This is a genomic window from Vibrio sp. J2-3(2022) (assembly GCF_021725735.1).
GTDB lineage: Bacteria > Pseudomonadota > Gammaproteobacteria > Enterobacterales > Vibrionaceae > Vibrio > Vibrio diabolicus.
Genome location: NZ_JAKKCK010000005.1, coordinates 343,291 through 365,657 on the forward strand (window position 1 = coordinate 343,291; position 22,367 = coordinate 365,657).

Sequence of the window (22,367 nt, forward strand, 5' to 3'; positions counted from 1 at the left end):
CTGGCTCAATATGAATAGAGTGAGGATTACTTCCTAAATTTAGCCAAAATACGATCTAAATGGTTCGCAAATTCGCGGCGATCGGTTTGGGAAAGCGCAGCGGGACCACCAGTCTGAATTCCGCTTGAACGCATGGTTTCCATGAAGTCGCGGATATTTAGACGTGCTTTGATGGTGTCTTTCGTATAAAGCTCGCCACGTGAACTGAGGGCTTGAGCGCCTTTAGAGATGACCTCATCTGCAAGCGGAATATCTGATGTGATCACCAAATCGTTGGCCTCCACACGCTTAACGATTTCGTTGTCAGCGATGTCAAATCCAGCTGGAACTTGCAGCGAGTGGATGTTGTCTCTTTTGGGCACCGGGACAACGTGGTTGGCGACAAACGTACATTCAATCCCCGTGCGTTCGGCGGCACGCACAATGGTTTCGCGGATGACTTTCGGACATGCGTCTGCATCTACCCATAACTTCATGATGACTTCTCACTTAGCTTGGCTTCTAGCTCTTCAATGCGAGCGACTAGTTTTTTCACCGTGCTTTCTAGCGCTGCAAGACGATCATTATCGGTATGCGCTTGCGCTGCGACTTCAACCTTGGGAACACGCTGAGCACTTTTCCAACTTTTTATTGCGGTGATTAATGCAGGCATTGGGACGGGCGTTTTCAAGCGTGCTTTTACTAACGCTACGGTTGGTTCTTTTCCTTGTTGTTGCAGTTGTTCCATTACCGCTTCTAATTCTTTAGTAACGTCTTGAGTTAACATTTTTAATCCTTAACAACGATATATCTATCATCATACGTTGAGTCCCCTAATTTGGCGAATAGCAATTTGGAATGTGTGGTGTGAGAGATCTCTTACATGGGTTGTGAGAGAAAACGATTTCGTGAGCGGAAAAATAGAAATTACAAACATCAAGTTATTGATAAATAATGATTTAACAACTATTTAACCAATGTGGCGTATAAATATTTATCTAGTATAGATTGTCAATTTTTAGGAAAGGCGTAAATTGAGAGTTGTCAGCAGGAAGCAGACATGGAACAGGAAAGCACCAAGGATTTGGTTATCGTCAGGAAGACGATTTGGTTGGTCAGGATGATTAATCAAGCATGGAGCGTAGGACATTGTATGGACACTATCATCAATAGGATGTTGATGACTAAGGATAGACAATGGACCCCTCTAGGATAGAGGTTATGGACAGCGTCAGGAAGATGCAAGGGACACCGCTCAAGGAACAAGTGATGTGTGCTAACGGGGAATGTTAGCTATCAGGATGATAAGGACACCGCTAGGACGGCGACGTAAGGAATAAGCTGACGGAATCAGCCACTATTATGGATGATGCATGGAGCACTTTTAGTAGCCGGACTGCTGCGAGTAAGACCATGACCCCGATACTTATGTGTCGGGGTCTTTCTTATATAAAAAGATACCTAGTCGTTCTCGTTGAATTAAGCACCTCGAGGTGACTTGGGTATATCAGTGTCACAAAATTTATAAATTCCTAATAACACTTAATAAAAAACAATCCAGATCAATATCCTTTCCAATCAGTTGGTTTAACTTTCGGCTTCTCTACAAGGTGTTATGCCCCGCAGTTATTGAGCATATTCAAGCTCATCGAGTTTGCGATCTGCGGATAAATAAAGTTTGTTGTAATCAAGGAACAGATGTGGCCATAGTAACCAGAAGAATGCTTCTTCTACCCTACAATGAGTCGTTGCAACTAGAGTTCGTCATGCTGAATTGCTGTGCGAAAAACCGTGCTGAAATGAACGGTCCGTATACTGTCGCGTCTGCCAAACAGATGTTTGAGAAAATACTGGATGATGAAAATATTTATAGTATGGCGGTGCTAGAGAGCACCAGTCGTGACTATATGGGGCACGTGTTCATTTCCCATCTCGATTCCGAGCCTGAGTTAGGGTTTATTTTTGATAAATCTTATTGGGGTAAAGGGTTAGCGACAGAAGCTCTAAAAGCGTTTTTCCCCAAGGCGTGCCGTGAGCTGGGGCTACATAAGGTGAAAGCTAACGTGAATAGCAACCATCAAGCTTCTATGGCGGTGCTGAAAAAACTGGGATTTGTTGAAACAAAAGAAAGTAAGGATCTATATGGTCCTTACTTTGAAATGGAATTTACAAGCGATGCGGTGGTAGGTGAAAGTTCTGCGGCCTGAAACCGACCATAGTTAGCTCTCCTTGGTAGCAATCGTCACCAAGCGATGAAAACTCAAATTGATACACCGTATGCCAACGCCAGACTCCGTCTGGCGTTTTTAGTTTATGGGCACCAAAGGCGATGCTGATTAATTGGAGATCCAATTGCTCACATTTACGCGTGATTGCCACTTTTGCGAGTTCGGCTTGACGACGTTGTTGCCAAAACAGATAACAGAAAAAGCATAGCCCTAAAATTGCTAAAAGATCACCAATCATCCCTGAACCTTTATTATCCCTTTGTTGCTTGTTGTAAGCTTACTAGCGCGTTTGCTAGTTCTTCAGATGGATTTGAATGTAGCAAGGGCAATAGCACCATTCTTAACTCTGGTAGCATCACTAAATCGGCAAATAACTGATTAAATAGGGCTTGATTACCGGTTTGAGCTAAACGCAGCAAAAACTGTTCTGCTACCTTTTCATTGGCTAGTAAGTGCCAAGCTCGGCCAGCCACGCCAATCAGTACTTCCTGATGGCTTAAACGAGGGCTTTGTAATATCTCTTCTAACACTGGAGAGGCAATGGCTGTTGGTGCGCCAGCCAAAGCTCGAATAAGTGCTGAAAGTAGGAAGAGATCCGGTTCGCTACTTGCGATTTCTTGTTGTGCTTTGTCGGCGATACGCTCAGCTAAACGCTCTTGTAACTTTACATGCTCAAGCGCACCCAACAGAGCATAAAGTGGTTCATTCGGTAGGTGGTTCAACGCTTTGCGTATCATTACCCCGTTTTGCTCTTTGTCCAAACGAGCGGCCATGTCGGTGATCCCTTGCAGACCTACGGTTTGCCAATTATCCCAGCCTAAGCCACCTGAAAAGTAATGCTGAGTGTGCTCATAATATTGGCTGGTAGGAAGATCGAGATTCGCGCGGACCTGGCTATGAAACACGGCCATTTTGTCTTCGGAAGGTTTGAACGTATATGGGTTATTAGACAGCTTTTGCTGTTGATCTTCAGTGATATCATCATTGAGGCGTGTTCCCATGGCTTCCACTACGTATTTAATGAAATTGCCGATATCCGCTTGCTTTAACAAACCGCGCTCGTCCAATTCAAACTTTAGAAACCAAATCCAAGGTTGCTTTTGTTCATTCCAATAAGCGATGGCAAGGTGTGCTTTACGCTGCATTGGGAATGGGTACGGTGCTTGACCTTTTTCTACATCGGCAAACTCTTTCTTAGCGATGGTTTTGATACGACGACCAAGATCGAAGATTTGATAATCACAGCGGCTGTTGTTCAACAGTTGAGTGAGGGTTTGAATGTTTTCCATTAAATACGACGTCCTAACTTTCTTTTCACAAGAAATGGTATCATTCTCGGCTAATTCAAGGTTCGAGATAGAATTAATGGTAACAAATACTCAATTGGTCGACTTACTTCACCAACTTGAAACGCAGCTTAAAGAACATAAGTTGTGGCAACACGCTAGGCCTTCAGAGCAAGCCTTACAAAGCGTGGAGCCATTTGCGATTGATACGTTGCATCCTCATGAGTGGTTGCAGTGGATCTTTATAGACAGAATGCACGTGCTAGTGGAAAACAACCAACCATTGCCAAGAGGGTTTTCTCTCGATCCCTATTTTTCAGAAGCGTGGAAGCAGGAACCGCAGTTCGCAGAGCTGCTTGTTACAATCCGAACCATTGACGAACTGTGTAAGTAAACGAATGCTAGAACAAGAAATAGCGCGATCTTCAGAACCAGTTGAGCTGGAGATCGTTTATCAGGATGAATATTTTGTAGCGGTCAACAAGCCTGCCGGCATGTTAGTGCATCGCAGTTGGTTAGATAAACACGAAACTCAATTTGTCATGCAAACTTTGCGCGACCAAATTGGTCAGCATGTGTTCCCATTGCATCGTCTGGATCGTCCAACATCTGGTGTGCTCGTGTTTGCTTTGTCGAGTGAAGTCGCGTCACAAGTCATGCCGATGTTTGCTGAACATAAAATGGAAAAGACATACCACGCAATAGTACGCGGTTGGATTGAGGAAGAGGGCGTCTTAGATTACGCGCTCAAAGTCGAGTTAGACAAGATTGCGGATAAGTTCGCTTCACAAGAAAAAGAAGCGCAAGAAGCGGTGACGGAATATAAACCGTTGGCTAAGGTGGAAGTTCCCTATTCGACGGGTAAATTTCCTACAACGCGTTATTGCTTAGTTGAGATGAAACCTAAAACGGGGCGTAAGCACCAACTTCGTCGTCATATGGCACATCTACGCCATCCGATCGTGGGTGATACAACGCACGGGGATGGAAAGCACAACAAGCTGTATCGCACAGAGTTTGATTCTCATCGTTTGCTACTGCATGCTTCAGAGTTACGGTTCGTCCATCCATTTACCGATCAAGAGATTGTCATGACGGCCAATATTGATGAGACTTGGCAGCAATTGTTTACTCGATTTGAGTGGGATGAATCGATGATCAACCGATAATCGGCGCAGTTAGATCTAGATAATGATTGAGTACAAATAAAAAGGGTTAGCATCAATGCTAACCCTTTTTTAATATTTAAGACTTAACGTTTTACTTTAGTTTTTCGAGATCCGCCTCGATCTCTGCGATCTTGCTCGAAACAACTTTTTCTAAATGACGAAGGTCTGAGAGAATTTTCTCTTTGACATCAACCTCAGGTTGTTTCGTTGGCTTAGTGATCTTATTCAGTTCATCAATGACCAATGTGAGGTTACGGTTGATTTCCGTTACTTCTTTATATTTGTGACTGCCACTGTCCACAAGAACATTTTTGATTTGGCGCGGGTATTTGAATTTAACGCTTTTGGCGAACAGCTCGCCTTTTTGCTTGTGGAAATAGATCTTGAGCACGTCTTTGTGTGCTTCTTGGCGTAGGGAATAACGTTCAATCTGCTTAGGGTCGTGAATACCCAAACCAGTGAGGTGGGGATACATAGGCTACCTCTATTACATCGAATTGATATTGATATAACTGTAGCAGCCAATGTATGAGCTAGATAGCTGATATTTAGCCAAAATGCTTAACTTGTGGGCAAGATCGCTCTCGCCCTGAACCGAAAAGATTGGCAGGTTTGATCTAAGCTGCGACCTCATCAGATAACTTTTCGATCAATCTCTCTCTTAGCTCATCTTGCTGTTCTTCACTTAATCTTCCCCCTGCATCACTGGTTAAAATAAACAAGTCTTCTGCTCGCTCACCAATGGTGGTGATTTTGGCACCGTGAAGGTTGATATTTAAATCAGCAAACGTACGGCCTACTTTGGCCAACAGCCCCGGTGTGTCTAGCGCGACAAACTCCATTAAAGTGTGTTTTTTACCTTTGGTTGGTAAGAAGTCGACTTTGGTTTTCACATTAAAGTGCTGAAGTTTGTTCGGAGTACGGCGCGTTTTAATCTTGGTTGGTCGGCCCGCCTCCAGTACATGGGTGAGGTGCTTAATCACCGCGGCATGACGGGACTCATCAATCGCTTCGCCATGTTGATCGAGCACCATAAAGGTATCAATCACGTGCCCATCTTTGCTGGTCATGATTTGCGCGTCGTGTACATTAAAATTACGCCTATCTAACTCCGCCACGACCGTCGCAAATAAAGCTGGCTGGTCTTTCGTATATACAAACACCTCAGTGCCGCCACGAGTGGCTTTTTTACTGATCAACACCAAAGGCTTAGTCGGATCTTCCATACGAAGTAAGTGTTCGCAGTGCCACGCGATTTGCGTATGGGTATGACGAAGGAAATAGTCAGCTTTGAAGCGTTGCCACAATACTTCAATTTCGCGCGCGGCAAACCCCTCTTTGCGCAACATTGCAGAGGCCATTTGTTGGTTGTGGCGAATTCGCTCACGCACATCGACAGGATTCTCTAGCCCTCTACGTAAAGCACGTTGTGTAGAGTAATACAGCTCTGCGAGTAAGGTTCGTTTCCAAGCATTCCAAAGTTCTGGGTTGGTTGCACAAATATCTGCAACTGTCAGGCACACAAGATAATCGAGAGATTCTTCGTCTCTGACTTTTTTGGCAAATTCGGTAATTACATCGGGATCATAAATGTCTCGGCGCTGTGCGGTGACGGACATTAATAGATGATGCCTTACCAACCAAGCGACAAGTTTGGCCTCGGGCTTTGATAAGCCATGCTCAATACAGAAGTCGTAAGCCTCACCTTCGCCTATAACAGAGTGATCGCCGCCACGTCCTTTACCGATATCGTGGAAAATAGCGGCAATAATCAGCAGTTCTTTCTTTTGCATCCGTGGGTAGACGTCACAACAAATAGGGTGCTTCGCATGATTTTCTGGGTCACTAAAGGTATTAATGTGTTTCAGTAAGCGAATACTGTGCTCATCAACCGTGTAGGCGTGGAATAAGTCAAACTGCATTTGACCAACAATTTGGCTCCATTGCGGTAAATAGGCCGCCATAACCCCTAATCGGTGCATCAGGCTGAATGCTTTATGCAGAGCATTAGGGTGACGACATAACGCCATGAACTTTTCACGCGCAGCAGGAATGGTGTGCAAAAATTTGTTGAGTCGACGGCGCGCGGTGCGCAGCTGACGTAGTGTTGGTGGGCTCACCCCTTCAATGGTTGAGTCGTTCGCGATATGTAAGAACATATCCAGAATAGTTTCTGGGCGAGCTTGAAACAATGCGGGTTTCCGCGCTTCAATCAAAGAGCCACGACGTTGGAAGTCGGCATCGAGAATCTCGGCACTTTCTGTCGCCCCACCATTAATGATCGCTTGATCAAAAAGTTTGAGTAGCATTTTATTGAGCTCTGCCACACGACGAAGTGTGCGGTAGAACTCTTTCATCATCATTTCTACGCCTCGGTTGCCTTCACCGACGTAGCCTAGATTTTCCGCAACTTGTGCTTGATGGGCAAAGGTCAAGCGGTTGTCATAGCGGCGAAGCTCCATGTGCAGAGCGAAACGCACTCGCCAAAGGAAGTCCTGACATTCAACCAATTCTCGGTATTCTGCGTCAGTTAAAAATCCGTATCGGCTCATTTCCAGCAATGACGTGGCACCAAAGTGACGTCGGGCGACCCAGCTTAATGTATGAATATCGCGCAGCCCGCCAGGGGTCGACTTAATGTCTGGTTCTAAGTTGTAGGTCGTATCGTGGTAACGGGCATGGCGTTCGCGCTGCTCTTGAATTTTCGCGCGGTAAAACGTTTCACTTGGCCAAAAGGAGTCTGATAATACGACTTTCTTCAGTGCCTGAAAGGTATCCTCGCTGCCACACAGTAGACGCGCTTCTTGGAGGTTTGTCGCGACCGTTAGATCGGCTTTACCAATTTCAGCACATTCAGTAACGGTGCGAACAGCGTGTCCGACCTCGAGTTTTAAATCCCACAACAGCGTAATGAATTCGCTGATTTTTGCTTCTAACGCGGTCGGCAGTTTATTGTTCGACAGAATCAAAATATCGATATCGGAGAGCGGATGTAGCTCGCCACGCCCATAGCCACCCACGGCAACTAGGGAAATGTTGTAAATATCTTTGAAGCCAAAATGTTGCCACAAACGATTCAGAAGCAGATCCATGTATTCTGCCCTGGCTAAAACCAAGCTTGTTACCGGATGATGATTGAGAAACTCTTGGTTTTGATCGGAGCTAAATTTCTCTAACTCTTGTTTGAGCTCTCCGATATTGATTTGTTCATCGGAAAAGGTAAGAGGGGACTGAAGTGTCATATTTGCCATCCGTGCAAGCTAATCTAGTTACAATCTAACAAATTTGTGGCAGATAAAAAATATCCCCGCCGAAGCAGGGATATAGTAAACAACGAGTGGTCGTCAGCTTTACGCGTTTTTCATTAGGCGAGGAATCGTATCGTCGCTACGAAGCGTCAGTACTTCACAACCTTCTTTTGTTACAACAATGGTATGTTCCCATTGCGCAGAGTTCTTGCCGTCGCCTGTGTAAACGGTCCAATCGTCTTGAGCGTCAACAGAGCAACCAAATTTACCTGCGTTAATCATCGGCTCAATAGTAAAGCACATGCCTTCTTTTAGTACGCGGCGGTCTTTGTTCTTGTAATGAACCACTTGTGGTTCTTCATGGAACTCATCGCCGATACCGTGGCCACAGAAGTCTTTCACAATAGAAAACTTGTTGCGAGGGTTGTTTTTGTTGTTCTCTTTGATGTACTTCTCGATAGCTGTACCGATGTCACCAACTGTTGAACCTGGCTTAACGGTACGCATACCAACATACAGTGCTTCTTGAGCAACCATGCATAGACGTTTGTTTGCAGGTGAAACATCACCGACTAGGAACATCTTAGAAGTGTCACCATGGTAACCTTGAGGACGCACGCTCAGATCCGCATTTTCGTCATTTGGAACGATTACGGTAATATCAACGTTTAAGATGTCGCCATCTTTTAGTACCGCTGGTTTCATTTGACCGTTGCTACCGATTTCGTCTTTTTCTGCTGGAATACCGTGGCATACGATATGGTTGATTGAAGTACAAATCGACTTAGGGAAACCATGGTAATCAAGCGGAGCAGAGTATGCGCCTTTTTCTAGAGCGTACTCATGACAGATTTTGTTCAACTCTTCTGTCGTCACACCAACTTTGATGTGTGGTTCGATCATTTCTAGAATCTCTGCGGCCAGCTTGCCCGCAATGCGCATGCGTTCTATTTCTTCAGCAGTTTTAATCTTGATTGACATTGGCTTTCTCTACTTATTCCTAAGCACGTAAACGTGCGAATGGCCGCATTCTATCAGACATCGGGGCGTTAACCCAAGTTAGATAGGAATATGCATCATTCTTAATTCGATCGTATGTTTAAAGTTTTGCTTATAAATAGGAGAAAGTGGCACGGTGAAGAAATAATTTTTACTAGCCACAGTGAGCTAAAATATGGTATAAAGCGCGCCGGAATAGAGGACTGTTCTCTTCGCTCAGCAAAGCTAAGCGGCGAAGCAAGCTTCATCCGAATAACCTTTTATCTTTAAATCACACACATTCCGTCACATATTCCGGGGTGCTGAGCAGAAGCTTGGTCGGAGTTATGGGGAATGTGGAGGCCTAACCCCATAGAGGAATTTAAAATGGCAACTGTATCAATGCGCGATATGCTAAAAGCTGGTGTTCACTTCGGTCACCAGACTCGTTACTGGAACCCAAAAATGAAGCCATTCATCTTTGGCGCTCGTAACAAAGTTCATATCATCAACCTAGAAAAAACTGTACCAATGTTCAACGACGCTCTAGCTGAACTAGCTAAAGTTGGCGAGAAGAAAGGTAAAGTTCTATTCGTAGGTACTAAGCGCGCTGCATCTGAAGCTGTTAAAGAAGCTGCAATCGCAAGCAACCAGTTTTACGTAAACAACCGCTGGTTAGGCGGTATGCTTACAAACTACAAAACAGTTCGTCAGTCTATCAAGCGTCTAAAAGATCTAGAGACTCAATCTCAAGACGGTACTTTTGACAAACTAACTAAGAAAGAAGCTCTAATGCGTACTCGCGAAATGGAGAAGCTAGAGAAATCTCTTGGTGGTATCAAAGACATGGGCGGCCTACCAGACGCTCTATTCGTAATCGACGCTGATCACGAACACATTGCAATTAAAGAAGCTAACAACCTAGGTATTCCAGTATACGCTGTGGTAGATACTAACTCTAACCCAGACGGCGTTGACTACGTAATCCCAGGTAACGACGACGCGATCCGCGCTGTACAGCTATACCTGAACGCTGCTGCTTCAGCAGTATCTGAAGGTCGTAACAAAGACGTAGCTGCAGTTGCTGAAAAAGACGGTTTCGTAGAAGCTGAATAATAGCGGCTCTGTGTCACACTTGGTCTATGTGAAACCTTTGTGTAGCATAAACTAAGTTATAGTTAGCAATGGGGGCCGACAATGTTAGGCCCCTGTTTTTTACCTTATTTCGAATCAAACGAGGAATACAGAATGGCAACTGTAACTGCTGCTCTAGTTAAAGAACTTCGCGAGCGTACTGGCGCTGGCATGATGGAATGTAAGAAAGCGCTTGTAGAAGCAAACGCTGACATCGAACTAGCAATTGAAAACATGCGTAAATCTGGCGCAGCGAAAGCAGCTAAGAAAGCTGGTAACGTTGCAGCTGAAGGCGCAATCATCATCAAAGAAGAAAACGGCGTTGCTGTTCTTCTTGAAGTTAACTGCCAAACTGACTTCGTTGCTAAAGACGGTAACTTCTCTGCATTCGCAGAAGAAGTTGCAGCTGCAGCTCTAGCTTCAAAAGCGACTGTTGAAGAGCTACAAGCACAATTCGAAGACGCACGTGTAGCTCTTGTAGCTAAAATCGGTGAAAACATCACTATCCGTCGCGTAGAATACGTTCAAGGCACTGCAATTGCTTCTTACCGTCACGGTGAGAAAATCGGTGTTGTTGTTGCTGGTGAAGGCGACGCAGAAACTCTTAAGCACGTTGCAATGCACGTTGCTGCTTCTAAGCCTGAGTTCGTTAACCCAGAAGACGTACCAGCTGACGTAGTAGAAAAAGAGAAAGCGGTTCAAGTTGAAATCGCAATGAACGAAGGCAAGCCTGCTGAAATCGCTGAGAAGATGGTTGTTGGCCGCATGAAGAAATTCACTGGCGAGATCTCTCTAACAGGTCAAGCTTTCATCATGGAACCTAAGAAAACTGTAGGTGAAATGCTGAAAGAAAAAGGCGCTTCAGTTTCTACATTCGTTCGCCTAGAAGTAGGTGAAGGTATCGAGAAGAAAGAAGAAATGAGCTTCGCTGAAGAAGTTGCTGCAGCTCAAAAAGGTTAATCCTTAGAGACTGTATAAAGATTAGACCGTAGCCTTGGCTGCGGTCTTTTTATGAGCAGTGAACGATTAGCCGTGATGAATAGCCATAACTGAATTTGTGTCTATTCATGACTGTTAATCAACAACTCTCTTTGGAAGGTAAACTCCATGACTACGAACCCTAAACCAGCGTATCAACGTATTCTATTAAAACTGAGTGGTGAAGCTCTTCAAGGTGAAGACGGTTTTGGTATTGATCCTGCGGTCCTTGATCGCATGGCACAAGAAGTGAAAGAACTGGTTGAACTGGGTGTTCAGGTTGGTGTAGTTATCGGTGGCGGTAACTTGTTCCGTGGTGCAGGCCTTGCTGAAGCTGGTATGAACCGCGTAGTTGGTGACCACATGGGTATGCTTGCTACAGTAATGAATGGCCTAGCGATGCGCGATGCTCTTCACCGTGCATACGTGAATGCGCGCGTTATGTCTGCCATTCCTCTAAAAGGCGTATGTGACGACTATAATTGGGCTGATGCGATCCGTGAGCTTCGCCAAGGCCGTGTTGTCATCTTCTCTGCTGGTACGGGTAACCCGTTCTTTACAACGGATTCTGCTGCTTGCCTACGTGGTATTGAAATCGAAGCGGATGTTGTACTAAAAGCGACGAAAGTTGATGGTGTATTTACTGCTGACCCTGTAGCAAACCCAGACGCAGAGCTGTATGATAAGCTATCTTACGCAGAAGTTCTGGATAAAGAGCTGAAAGTGATGGACTTGGCGGCGTTTACGCTAGCTCGTGACCACAAAATGCCAATCCGCGTATTTAACATGAACAAGCCAGGCGCACTACGTCGCGTGGTTATGGGCGAAGCAGAAGGCACGCTAATCAACGAATAAGCTTGTCCCAAGGTGCCACCCAAAGCGTTAGGGTGGCGTTTGCTTTGCTCAACCGTTTTAGGCTTTCTTCAGGAAAGATGACATTTTTAAGGTGAAACTGTGATTAACGAAATCAAAAAAGACGCGCAAGAGCGCATGGATAAAAGCGTTGAAGCGCTTAAGAACAACCTTTCTAAAATTCGTACAGGTCGTGCACACCCAAGCCTACTATCTGGTATTTCTGTAGAATACTACGGTGCAGCAACACCTCTAAACCAAGTAGCAAACGTTATTGCTGAAGATGCACGTACACTTGCAATCACGGTTTTCGATAAAGAGCTGACTCCGAAAGTAGAAAAAGCGATCATGACGTCTGATCTTGGTCTAAATCCTATGTCTGCTGGTACTATCATCCGTGTTCCACTTCCACCACTAACGGAAGAGCGTCGTAAAGACCTAGTTAAGATTGTTCGTGGTGAAGCTGAAGGTGGTCGTGTTGCTGTTCGTAACATCCGTCGTGACGCAAACAACGATCTAAAAGCGCTTCTAAAAGATAAAGAAATCTCTGAAGATGAAGATCGTAAAGCACAAGACGAAATTCAAAAACTAACTGACGTTGCAGTTAAGAAGATCGATGAAGTTCTTGCTGCAAAAGAAAAAGAGTTGATGGAAGTTTAATACTCCCACACACATCACTGTTGGAAAACGCTGTGCTCACAGCTCAGCGTTTTTTTATGTTAGTCTATCCAACTGATGGAACTCAATTAACTCCCTATGCAAAATTCTCAAGCCTTCTCTGATTCCCTTCCTAAGCATATTGCCATCATTATGGACGGTAATGGCCGTTGGGCTAAGTCCAAAGGAAAACCTCGCGTATTTGGTCACAAAAAAGGCGTTAATGCCGTTCGTAAGACCGTGGCTGCTGCTTCAAAGCTTGGCATTAAAGCCATGACGCTATTTGCTTTTAGTAGTGAAAACTGGCGTCGTCCGGAGGAAGAAGTGGGTCTTTTGATGGAACTGTTTATCACGGTCCTGTCTAGTGAAGTAAAAAAACTACACAAAAATAATTTACGGTTGCGCGTGATCGGTGATACCAGTCGATTTAGTGAGCGTCTACAAAAGAAGATTGTAGAAGCCGAAAATCTAACGGCAGGTAACACGGGGATGGTGATCAACATTGCAGCCAATTATGGCGGTAAGTGGGACATCACAGAAGCGGCCAAAACGTTAGCGTTAAAAGCACGTAACGGTGAGATTCGTGTAGAGGATATCAATGAGCAGCTAATCACTGAGCATTTGACCATGGCAGACTTACCTGAAGTGGATCTTTTGATTCGTACCAGTGGAGAGTGTCGCATCAGCAACTTTATGTTGTGGCAAATGGCTTATGCAGAAATGTACTTTACACCCGAGTATTGGCCGGAATTCGACGAAGACAGCTTAGTTGAAGCTGTAACTTGGTTTATCAATCGAGAGCGTCGTTTTGGCTGTACAGGGGAACAAATAAAGGCATTGATGGCAGCTCAATAAGGACTAGTTAGTTTGAAACAGAGAATAATAACAGCACTAATTTTAGCTCCCCTGGTTATTTTAGGCATTTTTAAATTACCCCTAATGGGCTTTATTGCCGCTTTAACTGCAATTACCCTATTAGGTTTTTGGGAGTGGACTCAATTTACAGGAAGCAACTCTCGCTTTGCTGCCCTCGTTCCGGCAGTCATTGTTACCGGACTTAGTTTTCTATATATTTCGCCTGACGCACATAGCCTCAACCATTTAGCAACGCCTCATTATGTTGTGCTGGGCCTTGGTTTTGTTTGGTGGATTATTGCTAGCTTAATGGCGATTACTTATCCCAAAACGACGAAATCTTGGCAAAATAATTTTGTTTTACGCCATGTGTTTGGTTTTCTGACATTAATTCCATTCCTTTGGAGTGTAGTTATTCTTAGAGCTCATGACATTACGGTAGATCCATACCACGGAGCAAAGCTCGTGTTATACGTTTGTTTCTTGGTATGGGCTGCAGATAGCGGTGCTTACTTTGCAGGCAAAAGCTTAGGCAAACGTAAAATGGCGCCACATGTCAGTCCGAATAAAACCATTGAAGGGCTTATTGGCGGCATTATCACGGCATTGATCGTGGCGTGGGCATTTGCTGATTGGTTTGATATTCAGTTCTCCAGTCCTGTCCATATGGTGTTGATTACGTTGGTTACTGTTGTTATATCAGTGCTCGGCGATCTGGTGGAAAGTATGTTCAAGCGTGTCTCAGGCATTAAAGACAGCAGCAACATTATCCCAGGACATGGCGGTGTGCTCGATCGTATTGACAGCCTAACCGCAGCATTCCCAGTTTTTGCTCTTCTTTACTACGTATTCTAATTTATCAGGAGCGGCATTGTCGCTCCTGAGCTTTCTAACGGTCTTACAACATGCAAAAGTTAACGATTCTTGGTGCTACTGGATCCATTGGTGCAAGCACGCTTAAAGTGGTCGAACAAAACCCAGAGCTGTTTTCTGTCGTTGCCTTAGCGGCAAGCACCAACGTTGAAAAGATGATCGGGCTATGTCGTCAGTGGCAACCTAAATACGCGGTCATGGCGGACAAAGCCGCAGCGGTTCAACTCCAATCTGAGTTACATTTGGTTTCTCCAAACACCGAAGTATTAGGTGGTGTGGATGCTCTATGCCATATTGCTTCATTGGACGAAGTTGACAGTGTGATGGCTGCTATTGTCGGAGCGGCTGGTCTACTGCCTACCATGGCTGCTGTGAAAGCTGGTAAGCGAGTATTGTTGGCAAATAAAGAAGCGCTGGTAATGTCAGGCCAGTTATTTATTGATGCCGTAGAAGAGTTTGGTGCGGAGCTACTTCCCGTCGATAGTGAACACAATGCTATTTTCCAATGCTTACCACAGCAAGTACAAACCAATTTAGGTCGTTGTAATTTACAAGAACATGGCATTTCTCATATTTTGCTGACTGGTTCTGGTGGTCCTTTCCGTTACACTGACATCGCAGAACTGGAAAAGGTGACTCCTGAACAGGCGATCGCTCATCCAAACTGGTCGATGGGACCAAAGATTTCCGTTGACTCAGCCACGATGATGAACAAAGGCCTAGAGTATATCGAAGCTAAATGGTTGTTTAATGCGGCTCGCGAGCAGCTAAAGGTTATTATTCATCCGCAGTCTGTTATTCATTCAATGGTTCAATACCGCGATGGTTCGGTTTTGGCACAAATGGGTGAGCCGGATATGGCGACCCCTATTGCACTGACTATGTCATACCCATCAAGAGTTGAAGCTGGGGTTAAGCCACTAGACTTCACGCAAATTGGCGAATTGACGTTTTTGCAACCTGATTTTGCTCGTTACCCATGTTTAAAACTAGCAATTGACGCTTGTTATGAAGGTCAACATGCAACAACGGCACTGAATGCAGCGAATGAAATCGCTGTTGATGCATTTTTAAATAACAGCCTAGGTTTTACGGATATCGCTCGCATCAATGAGTCTGTGTTGAATAAAATCAATGCAAGCTGCAAAGCTGAGAATGCGAATAGCTTGGAAAGCTTGTTAGAGCTAGATAGAATGGCACGAACTATTGCCCTAGAAACCATACGCGAGCGTAGCTGATGACTGGTATATTGTGGAATCTCATTTCTTTTATCGTCGCACTGGGCATTCTTGTCGCTGTGCACGAGTTTGGGCACTTTTGGGTTGCTCGCCGTTGCGGCGTGAAAGTTGAAAAGTTTTCAATCGGTTTCGGCAAGTCTATCTGGAGTAAGGTAGGCAAAGACGGAACGGAGTACAGTATTTCAATGATCCCTCTCGGCGGCTATGTAAAAATGGTTGATAGCCGTGTTGATGAGGTGCCAGAACATGAGAAGCATTTAGCGTTTGATAAGAAGCCGCTATGGAAGCGAACGTCTATTGTTGCGGCAGGCCCTATCTTTAATTTCCTTTTCGCAATTTTCGCCTATTGGCTCGTATTTCTTATTGGTATCCCAGCAGTTAAGCCAGTAATTGGTGAAGTTACGCCCAATTCGATCGTCGCAGAAGCAGGAATTGAATCAGGAATGGAACTTAAATCGATATCTGGTATCAAAACTCCGGATTGGGAATCGGTAAATATGGGATTGATTTCTCATATTGGCGATGATTTGATGACAGTAACACTGACGTCAGCGAATGAAGTTGGTTCAGAAGTAACGAAAACGCTCGATCTGCGCGAATGGGAGTTCGACCCTGAAACTCAGTCTGCGATGCAGTCATTAGGTTTTGCGCCGTATACACCGGAGGTGTATCGCGTTATCGAACAGGTTTCGCAAGGTGGAGCGGCGGAAAAAGCAGGTGTGCTTCCAGGTGATGAGATTGTCGCTATTGGTGAACAACGCGTCACGGAGTGGAAGCAGGTTGTTGAAGCGGTTCGCTCTAATCCTGATACACCGATTGAATTAACGGTATTGCGTCAGGGCTATGAGCAAACATTAACGCTGACGCCTGGTAGCCGTGAGCTAGCTAACAAAGAAGTCGTTGGTTTTGCAGGTATTGCACCTAAAGTCGCAGAATGGCCAGAAAGTTATCGCTTCGACCTTCAGTTTGGTGTATTCGAGTCAGTAGGTAAGGCGGTAGACAAAACCGGCCAAGTCATTGGCTTGACAATCAGCATGCTTAAGAAACTGATTGTTGGTGACGTTGGTCTGAATAATCTGAGTGGTCCAATATCAATAGCCAAAGGCGCAGGTGCGACGGCTGATTATGGCTTGGTCTACTTTTTAGGTTTTCTCGCTCTAATTAGTGTTAACCTAGGTATTATTAATCTCGTTCCTTTACCAATGTTGGATGGCGGTCATTTGTTATTTTTTGCAATTGAAGCAGTCATTCGACGTCCCGTTCCTGAGAGAGTGCAGGAAATGGGCTTTAGAATTGGTGGTGCGATCATCTTCTCGCTCATGGCGTTAGCGCTATTTAATGATTTTACTCGTCTGTGATAGTTCAGAGACAAAAGCAGTAGCAAGGAATAATTAGAACAAGTATGGCGATTAAGCGAATTCTATTTGCAAGTTTACTGGCGACCAGTGTATCTGCAAATGGAGCAGAGAACTTCGTAGTTCAAGATATTGAAATCGATGGATTGCAGCGTGTAGCACTGGGTGCTGCGTTGTTGAAAATGCCTGTTCGTGTCGGTGATACCATTGGCCAAGGCGATGTTGCAGAGATTATCCGTGCACTGTATGCATCTGGTAACTTTGAAGATGTGAAAGTGTTACGTGACGGCGGCGTTCTGATGGTTCAAGTCAAAGAGCGTCCTACCATTGCCAGCATCTCATTTTCTGGTAACAAAGCAATCAAGGACGAGCAGCTACAAGAAAACCTGAACGCATCTGGTGTTCGTGAAGGCGAAGCGCTTGACCGCACCACGCTAAGCAACATTGAAAAAGGCTTAGAAGACTTTTACTACAGCGTAGGTAAATACAACGCCACAGTAAAAGCTGTGGTGACTCCACTGCCACGTAACCGTTCTGACCTAAAGTTTGTCTTTACTGAAGGCGTGTCGGCAAAAATTCAGCAAATCAACTTTATCGGTAATGAAGTGTTCAGTGATGAAGAGCTGCTTTCGCGCTTTAACTTAAATGTTGATGTGCCGTGGTGGAATTTCCTTTCTGATGAAAAGTATCAAAAGCAAGTCCTTGCAGGTGATATTGAAGCACTCAAATCATTCTACCTGGATCGTGGTTACTTAAAATTTAACGTTGATTCGACACAAGTTGCAATCTCTCCTGACAAGAAAGGGGTATACATTACTCTTGGTCTAGAAGAGGGCGAGGTTTACACCGTTAAGGACGTGAAGTTCCGTGGTGATTTGATTGGCGAGGAAGCGACGTTCGAAAGACTTGTGCCATTTGAAGACAATGAGACATACAACGGCTCGTTGGTTACTTCAATGGAAGAAGGGATTAAGCGTGTGCTTGGTGAGTCCGGTTATGCTTATCCTCAAGTGAATACCATTCCTGAGTTTGACGACGAGAATCAAGAAGTTTCTTTGGTCGTTAACGTAGATCCGGGTAACCGAATTTATGTTCGTGACATTCGCTTCACGGGTAATAACTCAACCAAAGATGAAGTCCTTCGTCGTGAAATGCGTCAGATGGAAGGCAGTTGGTTGAACTCGAAATCGATTGAAACGGGTAAAACTCGTCTAAATCGTTTGGGCTACTTTGAAAATGTTGAAGTACAGACGGTTCGAGTTCCTGGTAGTGATGATCAAGTTGACCTAGTTTACTCTGTCAAAGAAGCAAACTCTGGTAGCGTTAACTTCGGTGTTGGCTACGGCACAGAATCGGGTGTGAGCTTCCAGGTTGGCCTGCAACAAGATAACTTCATTGGTAGTGGTAACCGTGTTGGTATCAACGCGATGATGAATGACTACCAGAAAAACATCAGTCTTGATTACCGTGATCCGTACTGGAACTTAGACGGTGTAAGCTTGGGTGGTAAGGTTTTCTATAACGAATTTGAAGCGAAAGAAGCCAATATCGTTGACTATACCAACGAAAGCTATGGCGCGAGCTTAACGTGGGGCTTCCCATTCGATGAGTTGAACCGTTTTGAATTCGGTGTCGGTTATACGCACAACAAGATCGGTAACTTATCGCCTTACTTGCAGGTAGAGCAGTTCTTACGAGCACAAGCAGACAACATTGATTCTAGTGGAGCGTTGAACACAAACGACTTCGACTTCAATATCTCTTGGACACGTAATAACTTAAACCGTGGCTATTTCCCAACAGCAGGTAACCATCAACGTGCATTCTATAAAATGACCGTACCTGGCTCTGACGTTCAATATTTCAAAATGCAGTACGATGTTCGTCAGTATGTGCCATTGACTAAAAAGCACGAGTTTACCCTCTTGTTCCGTGGCCGCTTAGGTTACGGTAATGGTTACGGTCAAACGGATGGTAACGATAACTTGTTCCCATTCTACGAAAACTACTACGCAGGTGGCTTTACATCGCTTCGTGGCTTTGGCTCAAACTCTGTTGGTCCTAAAGCGGTTTACCGTGATACATCTGGTTCAAACAATGGCGCAGATACAGCAACAGATGACTCTGTTGGTGGTAACGCCGTAGCGCTAGCAAGTGTTGAGTTGATTGTCCCAACACCATTTGCATCAGAAGAAGTACAAAACCAAATTCGTACCAGTATCTTCTTTGATATGGCAAGTGTTTGGGATACGGAGTTTGACTACCGCGATTCAGGTGCGGAATATGGTGACCGTTACTACTACGATTACTCAGATCCAACCAACTACCGCTCTTCTTACGGTGCGGCGTTGCAGTGGATGTCTCCAATGGGGCCACTAGTCTTCTCACTAGCGAAACCAATTAAGAAATTTGATGGCGATGATGAAGAGTTCTTCACATTCACTATCGGTAGAACTTTCTAAAGAGGAAAATATTTTGAATAAAATGATCAAAGCGGCTGGGATTGGCCTTCTTGTACTGAGCTCTTCAATGTTTGCAAATGCGGCAGAAGCTGCACAGAAAATTGCTTACGTAAATACAGCTCAAGTTTTCCAAGCTCTTCCTCAACGTGAAGTTGTACTACAAAAAATGCAGAAAGACTTCAAAAGCAAAGCTGATGAACTGAAGTCAATCCAAGCACAAGCTAAAACAAAGATTGAGAAGCTACAACGTGACGGCGAGCTTTTGGGTCAAGACGAAGTTGAAAAGCTACGTATCGATATCGCGAAGCTAGACAGCGAGTACAAAGTGAAAGCACAAGCACTTGAAAAAGCAAGTGCGCGTCGTGAAGCTGAAGAAAAAGCGAAGCTTTTCAAAACGATTCAAGATGCAGTTAAGAAAGTCGCAGACAAAAATGGTTACGATCTTGTGATTGATATCTCTGCTTTGCAGTACGGCAAGCCAGAGTACAATATCTCTGAAGACGTAATTAAAGCTCTAAAATAAGAAGTTATGAAGACATTAACATTAGCCGAATTGGCGACAATTACCGGGGGTGAGCTGTTTGGTGACGAGTCTCTCGTTGTAAGCCGTGTTGCCCCAATGGATAAAGCACAAGAAGGTGATGTAACCTTCTTGTCTAACCCAAAATACGCAAAACACCTTTCTGAGTGCCAAGCTACCGTTGTTATGGTAAAGGCTGAGCATAAAGAGCAATGCGTTGGAAATGCGCTAGTGGTTTCGGACCCTTATGTCGCATTTGCTCGTGTGGTCCAAGCGATGGATACCACACCAAAACCGGCAGACGATATTGCACCAAGTGCTGTGATTGCCGCTGACGTTAAGATGGGTGAGAACGTTACAATCGGCGCTAACGCCGTGATTGAAACGGGCGTGGAACTCGGCGACAACGTAAGCGTTGGCGCTGGTTGTTTTATCGGTAAGAACGCCAAGCTAGGGAATAACACCAAGCTTTGGGCTAATGTCACTATCTATCATGAAGTGTCATTGGGTGATGACTGTCTTGTTCAATCGGGCACCGTCATTGGCTCTGATGGCTTCGGTTATGCGAATGACAAAGGCGAGTGGATTAAAATTCCTCAGCTTGGTTCAGTGCGTATCGGTAACCGCGTTGAGATTGGTGCTTGTACTACGATTGACCGCGGTGCACTCGAAGATACTATCATTGAAGACAATGTCATTCTGGATAACCAACTTCAAATCGCGCACAACGTGCAGATCGGATATGGTACCGTGATGCCTGGTGGTACTATTGTCGCGGGCAGTACAAAAATTGGTAAGTACTGCCAGATTGGCGGCGCGTCTGTTCTGAATGGCCATATCACTATCGCAGATGGTGTGGCGATTACAGGTATGGGCATGGTAATGCGCAGTATCGAAGAAAAAGGCCTTTACTCATCAGGTATTCCACTACAAACGAACAGAGAGTGGCGTAAAACTGCAACTCGAGTTCACCGTATTGATGAGATGAATAAGCGCCTGAAAGCGGTTGAAAAACAGCTGGAACAGAAAGAAGAAAGTTAGAACAAGTTATCTTTCGCTCTGTATTTAACGTGAAAGCTAACAGGCTCTAGTTCCATATTCTGTACGAAGACTCGCGAAATGCGGGTCTTTTTCTTCTATAATGACGCGCTCTAAGTAGATTTAACTCCAAGATGGTGCGTATTTTGCTAGTATATTGCAAAGCGATTCGGCTTTACGACCTGTTGCCACGTTTGCCATCTTGGCGGCAAAAAATTGATATAGGAAGACGACTTTGACTACTGAAAAGAAAACGATGAACATCTCTGAAATTCAAGAGCTACTACCTCATCGCTACCCATTCTTATTGATCGACCGAGTGATAGACTTCCAAGAAGAGAAGTACCTTCACGCGATTAAAAACGTGTCGGTTAACGAACCTCAGTTCACAGGTCACTTTCCTCAACTACCAGTATTCCCAGGTGTTTTGATTTTAGAAGCAATGGCTCAGGCAACAGGCTTACTTGCATTTAAATCATTTGGTGCACCAACAGAAAATGAACTGTACTACTTTGCAAGCGTAGACGGCGCGAAATTCCGTAAACCAGTGGTTCCGGGCGACCAATTGGTTATTGAGGTAGAATTTCTGAAAGAACGTCGCGGCATTGCTGCATTTAGCGGTGTAGCAAAAGTTGACGGCGAAGTGGTATGTTCTGCAGAACTGAAGTGTGCTCGTCGAGAGTTTTAATATGATTCATGAAACCGCTAAAATCCACCCGGCAGCGGTGGTAGAAGAGGGCGCCAAAATTGGTGCTAACGTAACAGTAGGTCCTTTTACGTACATCACCTCTACGGTTGAAATTGGTGAAGGCACAGAAGTGATGTCTCACGTTGTGATCAAAGGTCACACGACTATTGGCAAAGATAACCGTATTTTCCCGCATGCTGTCATTGGCGAAGAAAACCAAGACAAAAAATACGGTGGTGAAGACACAACTGTGGTTATCGGTGATCGTAACGTCATTCGTGAAGCGGTCCAAGTTCACCGTGGCACAGTGCAAGACAAAGCAACCACGATCATTGGTGATGACAACTTATTGTGTGTGAATGCACACGTTGCGCATGATGTTGTTATTGGTAACCACACTCATATCGGTAATAACTCGATTCTTGGTGGTCACGTTACTGTTGATGATTATGCCGGTGTGATGGCACTGTCTGCGATTCACCCATTCTGTACGGTAGGCGCTTATGCATACGTTGGTGGTTGTTCTGCGGTTGTTCAGGACGTACCTGCTTACGTTCTTGCTCAAGGTAACCATGCTACGCCGTTTGGTTTGAACCTAGTTGGCTTGAAGCGCAATGGTTTTGAGAAACCAGAGATTCGTGCGCTGCAAAAAGCGTATAAAGAAATCTACCGCTCTGGTAAAACGCTAGAAGAAGTGAAACCGATTCTTGCAGAAATGGCTCAAGAGTGGCCGGCTGTGAAGCGTTTCTCAGATATTCTGGAAACGACGGAACGTGGCATTATTCGTTAATTGGCGAATGAACCAATAAATAAAAAGATCGTGACCGAA

Annotated in this window: 23 protein-coding genes; 16 read left to right on the forward strand and 7 right to left on the reverse strand. The window is 44.8% G+C overall.

The genetic code is table 11. The annotated features are described in order from the left end of the window. Positions 1-26 precede the first annotated feature (26 nt). The gene (locus tag L3V27_RS18770) at positions 27-476 is read right to left on the reverse strand and encodes a YaiI/YqxD family protein (RefSeq protein ID WP_012841495.1); all 450 of its coding nucleotides are present in this window, start codon (positions 474-476) and stop codon (positions 27-29) included. Continuing rightward, entirely contained in the window at positions 473-766 is a 294-nt protein-coding gene (locus tag L3V27_RS18775) for a hypothetical protein (RefSeq protein ID WP_012841496.1), read from the reverse strand. Before L3V27_RS18775 ends, L3V27_RS18770 begins: the two co-directional genes overlap by 4 nt. Before the next feature lie 934 nt (positions 767-1,700). Between L3V27_RS18775 and L3V27_RS18780 the strand changes: the two genes are divergently transcribed. Then, positions 1,701-2,186, forward strand: coding sequence for a GNAT family N-acetyltransferase (locus tag L3V27_RS18780; protein ID WP_080936742.1), 486 nt, complete (start codon positions 1,701-1,703; stop codon positions 2,184-2,186). Here L3V27_RS18780 and L3V27_RS18785 read toward each other — a convergent pair. Beyond that, complete coding sequence (locus L3V27_RS18785; protein ID WP_012841498.1) at positions 2,146-2,445, reverse strand: DUF3301 domain-containing protein; 300 nt, start codon at positions 2,443-2,445, stop codon at positions 2,146-2,148. The two genes, L3V27_RS18780 and L3V27_RS18785, sit on opposite strands and share 41 nt — an antisense overlap. Positions 2,446-2,458: 13 nt before the next feature. After that, positions 2,459-3,496 (reverse strand): DUF3549 family protein, encoded by a 1,038-nt coding sequence (locus L3V27_RS18790; RefSeq protein ID WP_237312512.1) that lies wholly within the window; start codon positions 3,494-3,496, stop codon positions 2,459-2,461. Between the two features lie 76 nt (positions 3,497-3,572). Here L3V27_RS18790 and L3V27_RS18795 point away from each other — a divergent pair, with 76 nt between their 5' ends. Both L3V27_RS18795 and truC read left to right on the forward strand, forming a co-directional pair. After that, positions 3,573-3,887, forward strand: a complete 315-nt coding sequence (locus L3V27_RS18795) for a YqcC family protein (protein WP_237312513.1) — start codon at positions 3,573-3,575, stop codon at positions 3,885-3,887. 4 nt (positions 3,888-3,891) lie between these two features. Beyond that, positions 3,892-4,662 carry a tRNA pseudouridine(65) synthase TruC gene (truC, locus tag L3V27_RS18800; protein ID WP_046874970.1) on the forward strand — a complete coding sequence of 257 codons (771 nt, stop codon included), beginning with the start codon at positions 3,892-3,894 and terminating at the stop codon, positions 4,660-4,662. Between the two features lie 91 nt (positions 4,663-4,753). Here the strand turns inward: truC and L3V27_RS18805 are convergent, their stop codons facing one another. The 3 genes from L3V27_RS18805 to map form a co-directional block, all read right to left on the reverse strand. Then, entirely contained in the window at positions 4,754-5,137 is a 384-nt protein-coding gene (locus L3V27_RS18805) for a DUF3461 family protein (RefSeq protein WP_005380322.1), read from the reverse strand. Positions 5,138-5,279: 142 nt separating this feature from the next. Next, positions 5,280-7,904 carry a bifunctional uridylyltransferase/uridylyl-removing protein GlnD gene (gene glnD, locus L3V27_RS18810; RefSeq protein WP_053809800.1) on the reverse strand — a complete coding sequence of 875 codons (2,625 nt, stop codon included), beginning with the start codon at positions 7,902-7,904 and terminating at the stop codon, positions 5,280-5,282. A 108-nt stretch (positions 7,905-8,012) separates the two neighbouring features. Beyond that, positions 8,013-8,891: a type I methionyl aminopeptidase gene (gene map, locus L3V27_RS18815; protein WP_005380326.1), complete on the reverse strand. Its 879-nt coding sequence runs from the start codon at positions 8,889-8,891 to the stop codon at positions 8,013-8,015. A gap of 384 nt (positions 8,892-9,275) precedes the next feature. Between map and rpsB the strand changes: the two genes are divergently transcribed. The 13 genes from rpsB to lpxA all read left to right on the forward strand — a co-directional run bounded on the left by rpsB (position 9,276) and on the right by lpxA (position 22,328). Then, on the forward strand, positions 9,276-10,004 hold the full coding sequence (gene rpsB / locus L3V27_RS18820; RefSeq protein ID WP_012841501.1) for a 30S ribosomal protein S2: 729 nt from the start codon (positions 9,276-9,278) through the stop codon (positions 10,002-10,004). Between the two features lie 132 nt (positions 10,005-10,136). Continuing rightward, positions 10,137-10,982, forward strand: a complete 846-nt coding sequence (tsf, locus tag L3V27_RS18825; RefSeq protein ID WP_237312514.1) for a translation elongation factor Ts — start codon at positions 10,137-10,139, stop codon at positions 10,980-10,982. Between the two features lie 147 nt (positions 10,983-11,129). Then, positions 11,130-11,855 carry a UMP kinase gene (gene pyrH / locus L3V27_RS18830; protein WP_005380329.1) on the forward strand — a complete coding sequence of 242 codons (726 nt, stop codon included), beginning with the start codon at positions 11,130-11,132 and terminating at the stop codon, positions 11,853-11,855. Positions 11,856-11,954: 99 nt separating this feature from the next. Then, entirely contained in the window at positions 11,955-12,512 is a 558-nt protein-coding gene (gene frr, locus L3V27_RS18835; protein ID WP_005380330.1) for a ribosome recycling factor, read from the forward strand. Positions 12,513-12,608: 96 nt separating this feature from the next. Beyond that, on the forward strand, positions 12,609-13,364 hold the full coding sequence (locus L3V27_RS18840; protein WP_006741661.1) for an isoprenyl transferase: 756 nt from the start codon (positions 12,609-12,611) through the stop codon (positions 13,362-13,364). A 12-nt stretch (positions 13,365-13,376) separates the two neighbouring features. Then, the gene (locus L3V27_RS18845) at positions 13,377-14,219 is read left to right on the forward strand and encodes a phosphatidate cytidylyltransferase (protein WP_048625888.1); all 843 of its coding nucleotides are present in this window, start codon (positions 13,377-13,379) and stop codon (positions 14,217-14,219) included. A 50-nt stretch (positions 14,220-14,269) separates the two neighbouring features. Beyond that, positions 14,270-15,475, forward strand: a complete 1,206-nt coding sequence (gene ispC, locus L3V27_RS18850) for a 1-deoxy-D-xylulose-5-phosphate reductoisomerase (protein ID WP_048625887.1) — start codon at positions 14,270-14,272, stop codon at positions 15,473-15,475. Next, positions 15,475-16,833, forward strand: coding sequence for a sigma E protease regulator RseP (rseP, locus tag L3V27_RS18855; protein WP_124008424.1), 1,359 nt, complete (start codon positions 15,475-15,477; stop codon positions 16,831-16,833). Before ispC ends, rseP begins: the two co-directional genes overlap by 1 nt. A 44-nt stretch (positions 16,834-16,877) precedes the next feature. Then, a complete protein-coding gene (gene bamA / locus L3V27_RS18860) occupies positions 16,878-19,292 on the forward strand; it encodes an outer membrane protein assembly factor BamA (RefSeq protein ID WP_005391802.1) in 2,415 nt (804 codons plus the stop codon). A gap of 13 nt (positions 19,293-19,305) precedes the next feature. Then, a complete protein-coding gene (locus tag L3V27_RS18865; protein ID WP_005391804.1) occupies positions 19,306-19,815 on the forward strand; it encodes an OmpH family outer membrane protein in 510 nt (169 codons plus the stop codon). 6 nt (positions 19,816-19,821) lie between these two features. Continuing rightward, positions 19,822-20,853, forward strand: a complete 1,032-nt coding sequence (gene lpxD, locus L3V27_RS18870) for a UDP-3-O-(3-hydroxymyristoyl)glucosamine N-acyltransferase (protein ID WP_237312515.1) — start codon at positions 19,822-19,824, stop codon at positions 20,851-20,853. Between the two features lie 232 nt (positions 20,854-21,085). Then, complete coding sequence (gene fabZ / locus L3V27_RS18875) at positions 21,086-21,538, forward strand: 3-hydroxyacyl-ACP dehydratase FabZ (protein WP_005380349.1); 453 nt, start codon at positions 21,086-21,088, stop codon at positions 21,536-21,538. A gap of 1 nt (position 21,539) precedes the next feature. Beyond that, on the forward strand, positions 21,540-22,328 hold the full coding sequence (gene lpxA / locus L3V27_RS18880) for an acyl-ACP--UDP-N-acetylglucosamine O-acyltransferase (protein ID WP_237312516.1): 789 nt from the start codon (positions 21,540-21,542) through the stop codon (positions 22,326-22,328). The last annotated feature ends 39 nt before the right edge of the window (positions 22,329-22,367 follow it).

What these genes read in the sequence shown, in the direction of transcription:
- L3V27_RS18785 (WP_012841498.1), bottom strand. Translation starts at nt 2,445, where the DNA reads ATGATTGGTGATCTTTTAGCAATTTTAGGGCTATGCTTTTTCTGTTAT.
- L3V27_RS18795 (WP_237312513.1), top strand. Translation starts at nt 3,573, where the DNA reads ATGGTAACAAATACTCAATTGGTCGACTTACTTCACCAACTTGAAACG.
- lpxA (WP_237312516.1), top strand. Translation starts at nt 21,540, where the DNA reads ATGATTCATGAAACCGCTAAAATCCACCCGGCAGCGGTGGTAGAAGAG.
- L3V27_RS18775 (WP_012841496.1), bottom strand. Translation starts at nt 766, where the DNA reads ATGTTAACTCAAGACGTTACTAAAGAATTAGAAGCGGTAATGGAACAA.
- truC (WP_046874970.1), top strand. Translation starts at nt 3,892, where the DNA reads ATGCTAGAACAAGAAATAGCGCGATCTTCAGAACCAGTTGAGCTGGAG.
- rseP (WP_124008424.1), top strand. Translation starts at nt 15,475, where the DNA reads ATGACTGGTATATTGTGGAATCTCATTTCTTTTATCGTCGCACTGGGC.
- pyrH (WP_005380329.1), top strand. Translation starts at nt 11,130, where the DNA reads ATGACTACGAACCCTAAACCAGCGTATCAACGTATTCTATTAAAACTG.
- L3V27_RS18790 (WP_237312512.1), bottom strand. Translation starts at nt 3,496, where the DNA reads ATGGAAAACATTCAAACCCTCACTCAACTGTTGAACAACAGCCGCTGT.
- bamA (WP_005391802.1), top strand. Translation starts at nt 16,878, where the DNA reads ATGGCGATTAAGCGAATTCTATTTGCAAGTTTACTGGCGACCAGTGTA.
- L3V27_RS18805 (WP_005380322.1), bottom strand. Translation starts at nt 5,137, where the DNA reads ATGTATCCCCACCTCACTGGTTTGGGTATTCACGACCCTAAGCAGATT.
- L3V27_RS18840 (WP_006741661.1), top strand. Translation starts at nt 12,609, where the DNA reads ATGCAAAATTCTCAAGCCTTCTCTGATTCCCTTCCTAAGCATATTGCC.
- rpsB (WP_012841501.1), top strand. Translation starts at nt 9,276, where the DNA reads ATGGCAACTGTATCAATGCGCGATATGCTAAAAGCTGGTGTTCACTTC.
- tsf (WP_237312514.1), top strand. Translation starts at nt 10,137, where the DNA reads ATGGCAACTGTAACTGCTGCTCTAGTTAAAGAACTTCGCGAGCGTACT.
- L3V27_RS18770 (WP_012841495.1), bottom strand. Translation starts at nt 476, where the DNA reads ATGAAGTTATGGGTAGATGCAGACGCATGTCCGAAAGTCATCCGCGAA.
- L3V27_RS18780 (WP_080936742.1), top strand. Translation starts at nt 1,701, where the DNA reads ATGCTTCTTCTACCCTACAATGAGTCGTTGCAACTAGAGTTCGTCATG.
- ispC (WP_048625887.1), top strand. Translation starts at nt 14,270, where the DNA reads ATGCAAAAGTTAACGATTCTTGGTGCTACTGGATCCATTGGTGCAAGC.
- glnD (WP_053809800.1), bottom strand. Translation starts at nt 7,904, where the DNA reads ATGACACTTCAGTCCCCTCTTACCTTTTCCGATGAACAAATCAATATC.
- map (WP_005380326.1), bottom strand. Translation starts at nt 8,891, where the DNA reads ATGTCAATCAAGATTAAAACTGCTGAAGAAATAGAACGCATGCGCATT.
- lpxD (WP_237312515.1), top strand. Translation starts at nt 19,822, where the DNA reads ATGAAGACATTAACATTAGCCGAATTGGCGACAATTACCGGGGGTGAG.